This is a genomic window from Thiohalorhabdus sp. (assembly GCF_036628635.1).
Taxonomy (GTDB): Bacteria; Pseudomonadota; Gammaproteobacteria; order Thiohalorhabdales; family Thiohalorhabdaceae; genus Thiohalorhabdus.
In genome coordinates this window covers 1-10,375 of sequence record NZ_JAZKRM010000061.1, presented here as the reverse complement: position 1 = coordinate 10,375, position 10,375 = coordinate 1, and the positions used below count along the sequence as shown (strand labels likewise).

At 70.1% G+C, this 10,375-nt stretch carries 9 protein-coding genes and 2 pseudogenes; 4 read left to right on the top strand and 7 right to left on the bottom strand.

What is annotated here, in order from left to right; all coding sequences use genetic code 11:
* Window positions 1-1,150, bottom strand: a 1,150-nt coding sequence (locus V5A19_RS12755; protein WP_332327877.1) for a Ni/Fe hydrogenase subunit alpha, incomplete at its 3' end; no start/stop codon positions are given.
* A complete protein-coding gene (locus tag V5A19_RS12750) occupies window positions 1,147-1,950 on the bottom strand; it encodes a hypothetical protein (protein ID WP_332319287.1) in 804 nt (267 codons plus the stop codon). The genes V5A19_RS12750 and V5A19_RS12755, both read right to left, overlap by 4 nt.
* A gap of 133 nt (window positions 1,951-2,083) precedes the next feature.
* Here V5A19_RS12750 and V5A19_RS12745 point away from each other — a divergent pair, with 133 nt between their 5' ends.
* Genes V5A19_RS12745 through modC form a run of 4 tightly spaced genes read left to right on the top strand, consistent with a single transcriptional unit; the run spans window position 2,084 to window position 5,447 of the window.
* Window positions 2,084-2,884 (top strand): TOBE domain-containing protein, encoded by an 801-nt coding sequence (locus V5A19_RS12745; RefSeq protein WP_332319288.1) that lies wholly within the window; start codon window positions 2,084-2,086, stop codon window positions 2,882-2,884.
* 31 nt (window positions 2,885-2,915) lie between these two features.
* Window positions 2,916-3,674 (top strand): molybdate ABC transporter substrate-binding protein, encoded by a 759-nt coding sequence (modA, locus tag V5A19_RS12740; protein ID WP_332319289.1) that lies wholly within the window; start codon window positions 2,916-2,918, stop codon window positions 3,672-3,674.
* A gap of 5 nt (window positions 3,675-3,679) precedes the next feature.
* Window positions 3,680-4,360, top strand: a complete 681-nt coding sequence (gene modB / locus V5A19_RS12735) for a molybdate ABC transporter permease subunit (protein WP_332319290.1) — start codon at window positions 3,680-3,682, stop codon at window positions 4,358-4,360.
* Window position 4,361: 1 nt separating this feature from the next.
* A complete protein-coding gene (gene modC, locus V5A19_RS12730; protein WP_332319291.1) occupies window positions 4,362-5,447 on the top strand; it encodes a molybdenum ABC transporter ATP-binding protein in 1,086 nt (361 codons plus the stop codon).
* On the opposite strand, the gene V5A19_RS12725 is transcribed toward modC, so the two are convergent.
* From V5A19_RS12725 to V5A19_RS12705, 5 genes and pseudogenes are all read right to left on the bottom strand, one after another.
* Window positions 5,419-6,774: a putative bifunctional diguanylate cyclase/phosphodiesterase gene (locus V5A19_RS12725; RefSeq protein WP_332327879.1), complete on the bottom strand. Its 1,356-nt coding sequence runs from the start codon at window positions 6,772-6,774 to the stop codon at window positions 5,419-5,421. The genes modC and V5A19_RS12725 overlap by 29 nt on opposite strands.
* Before the next feature lie 15 nt (window positions 6,775-6,789).
* Window positions 6,790-7,166, bottom strand: a pseudogene (locus tag V5A19_RS12720) (PAS domain-containing protein); the annotation flags it as partial.
* Between the two features lie 59 nt (window positions 7,167-7,225).
* Complete coding sequence (locus V5A19_RS12715; protein ID WP_332327878.1) at window positions 7,226-8,245, bottom strand: PAS domain S-box protein; 1,020 nt, start codon at window positions 8,243-8,245, stop codon at window positions 7,226-7,228.
* Window positions 8,246-8,308: 63 nt separating this feature from the next.
* Window positions 8,309-9,046, bottom strand: a pseudogene (locus tag V5A19_RS12710) (phosphate/phosphite/phosphonate ABC transporter substrate-binding protein); the annotation flags it as partial.
* A 362-nt stretch (window positions 9,047-9,408) separates the two neighbouring features.
* Window positions 9,409-10,212, bottom strand: a complete 804-nt coding sequence (locus V5A19_RS12705; protein WP_332319292.1) for a metal ABC transporter permease — start codon at window positions 10,210-10,212, stop codon at window positions 9,409-9,411.
* Between the last annotated feature and the right edge of the window lie 163 nt (window positions 10,213-10,375).

The following is a 10,375-nucleotide window of genomic DNA, read 5'->3' as shown; positions in this document are numbered from 1 at the left end:
CCTCGATGCGCGCCTGGTTCTGCGCGGTGGGCGGCACGATGCGCGAATCGGTGATAATGCCGCGCTCGTCGGTGGCGTAACGGTGCCACAGGACGCCCCGGGGGGCTTCGGTAGCCCCATAGCCGACACCGGCTTGGGGCGTCACCTCGGCATAGGGGCGGTGGGGCTCGCGGTAGTCGCCCAGGATCCGGACCGCTTCCACCAGCGCGGCGTGGATCTCCAGGGCCCGGGCCAGCATGCCATGGAAGGGGTTGCCGCTGGGCAGGGCCAGGCCGGTCTCCGCCAGCAGGCTCGCGCTCTCCGCCGGGAGGCGGGCGGGGTTAACGTTGAGCCGGGCCAGCGGCCCCACCAGATAGGGTTCGCCGTCCAGGGTGGCGTGGAAGGCGGTGGAGTGAGGGATTTGGGTTTCGGCAAAGCGCGATTCCCAGTCGGCCTTGTCCAGGTCAAGCCCATTGGTGGCGGCAATGCGGCCGTAATTCATGGGGTAGGCGTCGCCGCGCAGGGCCACCGAGGGAAAGTCCTGCTCGTCCTGGGGCAGGTCGATGGCGGCACACCAGCGCACCAGGGCCTCGGCCTCCGGCAGCGCCGCCTCCAGGCGGCCGTGGAGATCGGCCACGTCGCGGGCCGCCGGCGCGCGGTGGAAACCGCCCACCCGGGCCCCCACAGGGTGGACGGCGCGCCCCCCGAACAGGGCCATGATCTCGTTGCCCAGGGCCTGCAGGCGCATGCCCCGGCGCACCTCCTCCGGATAGCCGCTCGCCATCGCCAGGGCGCTGTCGTAACCGAAGAAATCCGGTGCCGCCAGCAGGTGGATGTGCAGGGCGTGGGACTGCAGCCACTCGCCGCAGTAGAAAACCCGACGCATGGCGGCCACCCATTCCCCCGGCACCACGCCGAAGGCCTGCTCCAGGGCCTGGACCGCGCTCATCTGGTAGGCCACCGGACAGATGCCGCAGATGCGGGCCACCGCGTCCGGCACCTCGTGCCAGGCGCGGCCGACCAGGAAGCGCTCGAACAGCCTGGGCGGCTCGTAGATGCGCAGGCGCAGGTCGGTGATGCGGCCGCCCTCGGCGGCCAGCTCCAGGGCGCCCTCGCCCTCCACCCGGGCCAGGACGGGCACATTGATGGCGATCTGCCGGCCCTCGCTCACGCCCCGCCTCCTTCCTGGTCCGACCAGCGCTGCCCGGCCTTGCCCATGGCCCCCCGGTTGCTGTGGATGAACCGGAACCGGCGCGCCACGTCCTCCCGCAACAAGCCCAGGCCCTCGAAGCGCCGGCCCAAAGCATCGGGGTTGGCGTTCTCGGCGGGCCCGTAGCAGCCGTAGCAGTCGCGGCCGAAGGCGGGGCACAGGGCGCCACAGCCGGTGCGGGTCACCGGCCCCAGGCAGGGCTGGCCAAGGCTGACCAGGACGCAGACGTTGCCGTCACGCTTGCATTCCATGCACACCTTGTCCGCCTCGGGCACCGGCGGCACCCCCCACATCAGCGCGCGCACGGCGGCGAGCACCTGGCGGCCGTTGACGGGGCATCCCCACAGCTCGTAGTCGACGTGCACATTTTCGGCGATGCCGGTGGAGTGGGCCAGGGAGTCGACGAATTCCGGGGAGGGGTAGACGTTGGCCAGCCATTGCTCGCCATCGTGGAGGTTGCGCAGGGCCTGGATGCCCCCGGAGGTGGCGCAGGCGCCGATGGTGACCAGGATCCCGGCATTGGCCCGCACCCGCTGGATGCGCTCGGCCTCCTCCGCCGAGGACACGCTGCCCTCTACGAAGGCGATGTCCACCTCGGCATCGGGGTTCACCGGCCCGGCCTCGGCGAAGTGGACGAATTCCACCAGCTCGTGGAGCCGGAGCAGGTCCTCGCCCAGATCCAGGAAGGCCAGCTGGCAGCCGTCGCAGGAGCTGAACTTGTGGACGGCGATGCGGGGTTTGGGGCCGTCGGCCGGCGCCATGGGCTTCCCTCCTTGGGAAAGGTCTAAAAGCCACCATAAGCCCAAGCCGGGGCCCTGGGAATCCCATCCGCCGCATTGCCCCCTTTCGCTATATCTGATCGAATATAACGAAGCGAGCAGCGCGGAGCCGTCAGTGTCATCCCCAACCCGCATGGCCGGTCGCCTGTGGCTGGAGAAGGGCGACCGCGGCTTCCTGGGCCGCGGCCGCGCCGAGCTCCTGGAGCGCATTGACGAGCTGGGCTCCATGGCCAAGGCCGCCCGGGCCCTTGGCATGGGCTACAAGCGCGCCTGGGACATGGTGGAGGCCATAAACAACCTGGCCGACGCGCCGCTGGTGGAGCGCGCTACAGGGGGCCGGGGCGGCGGCGGCACCCGCCTGACCGAGCACGGGCGCGCCATGATCGCCGAGTTCCGTGCCGCCGAAACGGCCTATGAACGCTTACTGGGCATGCTCAGCAGCGAGGCCGACAACCCGGAGCGCCTGCACGCGCTTTTGGGCCGGCTCGCCTTGAAGACCAGCGCCCGCAACCAGTGGTGGGGCCGGGTGAGTGCCGTCGATAGGGGTCCGGTAAACAGCGAGGTCACCCTGACCCTGGGCGGCGGCGAGCCCCTGGTGGCAGTGATCACCAACACCAGCTGCCGCGATCTGGGCATCGTCGAGGGCGCGGAGGTAGCCGCCCTGGTGAAGGCCCCGCATGTCGTCCTGGCCTCCCCCCACGACCCGCCTACCAGTACCGCCAACCAGCTCTGCGGCCGGGTGGATCGAATCGAGACGGGCGAGACAGACGCGGAAGTGGGCCTGCGCCTGGCCGGCGGCAATACCGTTACCGCCGTGATCGATCGCGAAGAGCTGGGGGAGCTCGGTCTGGTTGAAGGCACGCCCGCCTGCGCCCTGATCGAAGCCTCCCAAGTCATCCTTGCCGTGAACCGCTGAGCGGGGATTAGCCCGATCCGAGAGGCGTATCATGTCCAGACGGATCAGCCGGGCCGTTCTGGCCCTGGCCCTGCCCGCCGCCCTGCCCGTCCAAGCCGGCGAGGTGCGAGTGGCTGTGGCCTCCAATTTCAGCTCGGCCATTCAGGCGATTGAGCCGGAATTCGAGCGCGCCACGGGCCACCGGCTGCGCATCAGCACCGGCTCAACGGGCAAGCTCTACGCCCAGATCCGCAACGGCGCCCCCTTCGACGTTTTCCTCGCCGCCGACACCCGGCGTCCCCGCAAGCTGGACGAGGCTGGCGAGGTGGCCGAGAACGGTCGCTTCACCTACGCCCGGGGGCGCATCGCCCTTTGGGGGCCCCATCCCAAGGACGTGGCCGGCCCGGAGACCCTCGCTGGCGATTTCCGCCATCTGGCCATCGCCAACCCCCGTACCGCGCCCTACGGCCTAGCCGCCCGGCAGACCCTGAAGGCCCTGGGCCGGTGGTCCGAGCTCCAGGGCCGCATGGTGCGCGGCGAGAACATCGGCCAGGCCTACCAGTTCGTGGCCAGCGACAACGCCGACCTGGGCTTCGTGGCCCTGTCCCAGATCAGCGGCCCCAACCGGCCCGGATCGGGCTCACGCTGGCTGGTGCCCCAGCGGCATTACGAACCCATCCGTCAGCAGGCGGTGCTGCTGCGGGACGCCACCGACAGTCAGGCGGCCCGGGCCTTCGTCGACTTCTTGCGCGGCTCCGGACCCGCCGAAATCCTGCGCGATTTCGGCTACGGCGTTCCCGCGCGGGAGTAGGGGCCTTGCTGACGACCGCGGACTGGCAGGCCCTGCGCATCACCCTGGCCCTGGCGGGAGTGACCACGGCGATCCTGCTCCTGCTGGGCACGCCCCTGGCCTGGTGGCTGGCCCGCACCGGCGCCCGCTGGAAGGTGGCCGTGGAGGCGGTGGTGGCCCTGCCCTTGGTGCTGCCGCCCACGGTCCTGGGCTTCTACTTCCTGGTGGCTCTGGGGCCCCACGGGCCCGTCGGCGGCACCCTGGTGGCCCTGGGCGGGGAGCCGCTGGCCTTCACCTTCAGCGGCCTGGTGGTGGGCTCGGTGGCCTACAGCCTGCCCTTCGTCGTCCAGCCCCTGCAGGACGCCTTCGCCGGTATCGGCCGGGGGCCCGTGGAGGCCGCCGCCACTCTACGGGCGGGTCCACTGGATCGCTTCTTTACCGTAATCGTTCCCCTGGCCCGGCGGGGCTTCCTAACCGCCACCACGCTGGGCTTCGCCCACACCGTGGGCGAATTCGGCGTCGTCCTCATGATCGGCGGCAACATCCCGGGCGAGACCCAGGTGGTCTCTATCGCCATCTACGACCACGTGGAGGCCCTGGAGTACGGCCAGGCCCACCTACTGTCCGGGCTGCTGCTGGCCGCCTCCTTCCTGTTGCTGGTGACGGTGTACGCCCTGAACCGCCGATTCCAGATGGTGGGACTGTAGTTTGGACGATCCCTTCCTCGATGCCCGGTTCCGGATAACGCGTCCCGGATTCACCCTGGACGCCGCCTTCGATGCCCCCGGTGCCGGCATCACCGCCCTGTTCGGCCCCTCCGGATCGGGCAAGACCACCCTGCTGCGCTGTATTGCTGGCCTGGAACGGGAGGCCGAAGGGACCCTGGAAGTAGCCGGTGAGCTTTGGCAGGACAGCCGAACGAGCCGTTTCCTGGCCTCGCACCGGCGCCCCATCGGTTATGTCTTCCAGGAAGCCAACCTGTTTCCCCACCGCAGCGTGGCCGGCAACCTCCGCTACGGTGCCCAAAGGGTACAGGCCTCCGGCGCCGGCCCCGGCCGCGACGAGGTGGTGGCCCTGCTGGGGCTGGGCCCTTTCATGGATAGGCGCCCCCATCAGCTCTCCGGCGGCCAGCGCCAGCGGGTGGCCCTGGGGCGGGCCCTGCTCACCGCCCCGCGGCTGCTCCTGCTGGACGAGCCCCTGGCCGCCCTGGACCGGGCCAGCCGGGCGGGGATCCTGCCCTACCTGGAGCGACTTCGGGACGAGCTGGCCATTCCGGCACTGTATGTCAGCCACAATATGGCGGAAGTCACCCGCTTGGCCGACCGCCTGGTGCTGCTGGAGGAGGGGGCAGTGGTGGGGAGCGGTCCCCTGGCGGAGATGGCCACCCGCCTGGATTTGCCCCTGGCCCGGGACGCCGAGGCCGAGGCGGTGGTGGAGGCGGTGGTGGTGGATCACGACCCTGCCTACGGCCTTACCTACCTGGCCTTCCCCGGCGGGCGGCTGGCGGTGGCCGACCGCGATCTGGCGGCCTGTTCCCGGATCCGTGTAGGGGTGCACGCCCGGGACGTCAGTCTCGCCCTGGACCCGCCCGGGCGCACCAGCATCCTGAACGTGATACCGGCCACGGTTACCGGGCTGGAGCCGGGCGACGCCGGCGGCGTGGTGGTGCGCTTGGATGCCAGCGGAACCCCGCTTCTAGCCCGCATCACCGCAAAGTCCCGGGACCTTCTGGGGCTTGAGCCCGGAACCGCGGTCTACGCCCAGATCAAGAGCGTGGCGCTGGCGGAGGGCTAACAAGCAGGCGCCGGAACTCCTCGGCAGGCACCGGCGAGCTGTAGAGGAACCCCTGGCCCAGGCGGCACCCCTCGGCCCGCAGGAATTCCGCCTGCTCCTCGGTTTCCACCCCCTCGGCCACCACCTGCAGGCCCAGGCTGCGGCCCATGGCGATGATGGTGCGCACGATGGCGGCATCGTTGGGGTCCGCCGGGACATCGCTGACGAAGGATTTGTCGATCTTGAGGGTATCCACCGGCAGCTCTTTGAGGGAGCCGAGCGACGAGAATCCGGTGCCGAAGTCGTCGATTGCGATCTCCACCTCCCTGGCTCGCAAGCCGCCCAGGACCTCGATAGCGCGCTTGGTCTCGCGCAGGAAGGTGGCCTCGGTCACCTCCACCTCCAGGCCCGCCGGATCCAAGCCGGTCTCGCCCACGATACGGCTAAGCAGCCCGCCCAGGTCCTGGCGCTGCACCTGCACCGCGGATACCTTCACCGCCATGCGCTCCAACGCGAAACCCGCATCGCGCCATTCGCGACTGCGCCGGCAGGCAGTATCCAGCACCAGCTCGCCGATGGGCAGGTTCATCCCGGTGTCCTCGGCTACCGGGATGAACCGCGCCGGTGAAATTAGCCCCTGCTCGGGATGGTGCCAGCGCAGCAGGGCCTCGGCACCCACGATGCGGCCGCTGGCGAGCTCCACCTGCGGCTGGAAGTGGACCTCCAGCTCGTCATCCGCCAATGCCCGGCGCAGGCCCCACTCCAGCTCCAGCCGTTCGGAGACGTTGGCGGTGAGCTCGGCGGTGTAGAACTGGTACTGGTTGCGCCCGCCCTCCTTGGCCCGGAACACCGCGGCATCGGCATTCTTAATCAGGGTCTCGGCGTCCCGGCGTCCTCGGGAAACAGGCTGATGCCCATGCTGGTCGCCAGCGACAGGTCGCGACCATCCACCGGGAACGGTTCGCGGAAGGCATCCAGGAGCTTCTGGGCGGTGACAGTGGCACCCTCGGCGCCGTCCACCCCCTCCATCCAGGAGCACCAGGAACTCGTCGCCGCCGATGCGGGCCAGGGTGTCACCGGCGCGCATGCGCCCTCGTAGCCGCTCGGCCACGGCCCTGAGCAGCTGGTCGCCGGTGGGATGGCCGAGGCTGTCGTTGACGTTCTTGAAGTCGTCGAGGTCCACGAACAGCACCGCCAGCTTCTCGCCCTCGCGTTCGCCCTGCTCCAGGGCGTGTATCAGACGGTCATTGAACAGCCGGCGGTTGGGCAGCTCGGTCAGGGGGTCGTGGTTGGCCAAAAAGTCCAGCTCTTCCTGGGAGCGCTTGACCTCGGTGATGTCGGCGAACACCGCCACGTAGTTGGTCAGTACCCCCTCGGGATCGCGCACGGCGCTGAGGGTGAGCAGCTCGGGGTAGACCTCGCCATTCTTGCGCCGGTTCCACACCTCGCCCTGCCAAAAATCATTGGCCTGCAGGGTCCGCCACAGGTCGCGGTAGAACTCGGGCCCTGTATGCCGGAGGACAACCTGCGGGGCGTGGCGCCGAGCACCGCCTCCTCGGCATAACCGGTGATGGTGGTGAAGGCGCGGTTAACGGCCACGATGCGATCGTGGGGATCGGTGATGATGACGCCCTCACCGCTGGACTCGAACACCGCTGCCGACTGCCGCAGGCGCTTGAGGTTCTGCTCCCGCTCGGCCTGCAGCCGGCGGCTGTGGATGCCGAAGGCGAGATCGCCCATGAGCTCCGTCAGTAGACCGGTTTCATAGGGGTCGAAGGCCTCCGGCTCGGCGCCGAAGATCACCATGGCCCCCTCGAAGCCTTCGTCGCTGAAGGGCAGCGCGGCCAGAGCGGCCAGTCCGTGATCGGCGGCCTCCCGGGCCCAGGCGGGTGTGCCTCGGTGTGGTGGCCGAGATCCTGCAGGATCACCGGGCGCCCCATGGCGATGGCTTGCAGGGAAGGGTAACGCTCGGCCATGTCGTCTTGGCACTCGCTGCCCAGTTGGGCCATGGCGTTCGGGCGCTCCCCGGCCATTGCCACCCCCCCCCGCAAGTCGTGCCGGTCGCGCTCGCAGAAGCCGATCCACGCCAACGGGTAGCCGCCCTCCTCCACCGCGATGCGGCAGACCTCGTCCAGCAGCTCCTGCTCGTCTTCGGCGTACAGCAGGGCGCGATTGGAGCGCGACAGCGCCCGCAGCACGCGGTTGTTCCGGCGCAGGGAGGCCTCGACCTCCTTGAAGGCGGTCAGATCGGTCAGGACCCCCCCGGCGAAGCGCACCGACCCAGCCTGATCCCACAATGTGGTGGCCTGGACCAGAACCGGCACCCGGCTGCCGCTCTTGGCCAGGAGGGTGACCTCATAGGATCGGGTCTCGCTCTCGGCGATGCGGCCCAGCTCCACCTCCAGGATCCGCCGCGGGTCGGGAGCCACAAAATCGATGGGGGTGCGCCCGGCGATCTCCTCCGGGGTGTAGCCAAGGATCCGGCCCAGGGCTTGGTTGGCCTCCAGGATGGTGAGGTCGGGGGCGACCAGCCAGAAGCCCTCGCGGGCGCCGTTGATGATGCCGCGGTACTTGTGCTCGCTGGCGGCAAGCTCGGCCGTGCGCTCCGCCACCCGCTCCTCCAGGCGATTGCGGGCCTCGTTCAGGGCCGCCCGGGAGGCCTTGAGGCGGCGGTTCAGGCCGGCCAGCAACAGGCTGACCCCGGCAAGCACCAGCACTCCCAAAAGCCCCAGCGCCACCCAGTGACCGTACTTGCGGAGGATATCCCGCAAGCCGAAGGGCCCGGGGCGCTCGTAGGGCCCGAGGCGCAACTTCGCCATCAGGGCGTGCACCGGCTGGTAGTTGCCGGGCACTGTCCAGCCGCGGCTGCGGCCCTGGACGGCGGCCGGGCCCTCCGGCGGCATCTCCAGCAGGGCAACCGCGAGCGCCCGGGTAAGCTCATCATCGGCGTGGGGCAGGCTGGCAAGAGGCCATTCGGGATACAGGCGGGTGCTCAGGCGGAAGGGGAAGTCGGGTACCTGGCGCGGGTGGATCACCCGCAGACGGTCGGGATCGATGAGACCCGCCCGGGCCATGCGCTCGATGATGTCGGTGCGAACCGTGCCGGCATCCACACGGCCGGCGAGGACAGCCTGCACCATGGCATCCTGGGTGCCGCCGAAGCTCAGCGCACCCAGATCCCGTGGCTCGATGCCCTGACCCGCCAGAAGCCGGCGGGCCATCAGTCAGCCCCCCAGGGAATGCCGGTCCACCGCCATCAGCGAGCAACCGCGCAGATCGCCCGGGGTCCGGATGTCGGTACGGGCGGCGCGGGTGAACAGGATCCCGCCGAAGCGGGTTAGGGCGTGGTCGCCGGCGCGATTGCGCAAAGTCGCGAGCCGCGAGGCGTTGAGGCGGGCCTCCATCTCTACGTAGATGGCCGGGTTGGCCAGGATGTAGGCCACCTCCCGGTCCTTGGCGGCGCGAAAGATGCCGTCGAAGTCCAGGGGCACCACCTCGAAGCGCCGGCCCGGGATCGCCTCCGTCAGGTAGGCGGGGGTGGGCGCCCAGCGAGCCTCGGCCACCTCGCCGCCGCGTTTGGCCAGCACGCCGATGCGCACCGGCTCGGCCAGCGCCGACATCACAGCGCTGGCCGCTACCAGGACCGCGAGAGCAGCGCCCATCAAGGCCGCCACGCGGACCCATCCGGATGGAATGGCTGGGAGACTCACTGGAACGGGGTACCCCCACCTGAGATGATTGAAGGCGCACCCCCGGCCACCGTTGGCGCCACACCCTGCGTGCCGGCCGCCCTGGCAAGCCTACCAGAACCCTATGGTGGAAACCCCCTATTCAAGGATTCGGGCATCCGGTGGGGAGGAAGCAGATACCGGTCTCCGTCGAGGCGATTCTGCGCCAGGGGGGCCTTCCCCGCGACGGAGCCGCTTACGGATGCGATCTCCTACCATCTCTAGCATCCCCTGGGGACAAGGCCAAACACTGCCTAAAGGTAGTTTTTGACGCCCCCGGCCAGCCATGTCCCTGCCGCCGCCAGGAGGAGGGTCGCCACCAGTACCGGCCCGAACGGCTGGTCCCAGACCATGGCGGCGGCGAAGGCCGCCAGGTACGCACCCAGGGCCAGCCCGGCGGAAAGGGCCAGCGCCGCCCGCCAGCCCGGCGCCACCCGGAAAGCCGCCCAGGGCGGCAGGAAGACCAGGGCGAAGGCCCCCATGAGACCGAGGGTGGCCGTGCCCAGGGCCATGCCAGCCGCCACCAGCAGGTCGAAGCTCAGGTGCCAGCGCCACGCCGGCAGGCGGTTGGCCCGCTCGTACTCGGGGAAGAAGCGCGCCCGGATGAGCCGGCGCATGAGCCAGGGCAGAGCGGGCACGGTAACCGCCGCGAAGGCCAGCAGGCCGGTCAGCTCCACCCAGTCGGCGAAGTAGAGCTGGCCGTCCACCATGGCGTGGGCCAGGGACTCGCCCAGGGGCGTGTTAGCGGCCAAGAGGAGGGTGGCGCTCCAGCCCAGCAGGATCATCAGGGCGTAGACCGTGTTGCCGCGTACCGCGCTCAGGGTCTTGAAAGCAGCGGCGACCCCGGCCGCCAGCAGGCCCCCGGCAATGGCGGGCACCCCCAGGCCCATCCCCGCCAGTGCCCCCGCCGCCGAGATATGGGCCAACCCCAGGGCCGCCAGCCACTCCTCCCGCAGCCGGAGCAAGGTCCCCAGCAGGGGCAGGACCGCCGCCGCCAGAAGCCCGGTAACGAGGGGCAACCGGAACAGCGGATCGGTAAAGGCGTCCAGGGGGTTCATGGGCCCACCTCCAGTCGGCGGGTGGCAACCCGCTCCAGGAAGGGAGCCTCGTGGCTCACCACCAGTACCGCCTCCCGGCCCCGCCGGGCGGCCAGGAGCTCGGCCAGGACCTCCACGCCTTGGGGATCGAGGTTGTTGGAGGGCTCGTCCAGGAGGACCAGAT

Excerpts from the sequence above, each read along its gene's own strand:
- V5A19_RS12750 (WP_332319287.1), bottom strand. The coding sequence starts at position 1,950 with ATGGCGCCGGCCGACGGCCCCAAACCCCGCATCGCCGTCCACAAGTTC.
- modA (WP_332319289.1), top strand. The coding sequence starts at position 2,916 with ATGTCCAGACGGATCAGCCGGGCCGTTCTGGCCCTGGCCCTGCCCGCC.
- V5A19_RS12715 (WP_332327878.1), bottom strand. The coding sequence starts at position 8,245 with ATGGCGAAGTTGCGCCTCGGGCCCTACGAGCGCCCCGGGCCCTTCGGC.
- V5A19_RS12705 (WP_332319292.1), bottom strand. The coding sequence starts at position 10,212 with ATGAACCCCCTGGACGCCTTTACCGATCCGCTGTTCCGGTTGCCCCTC.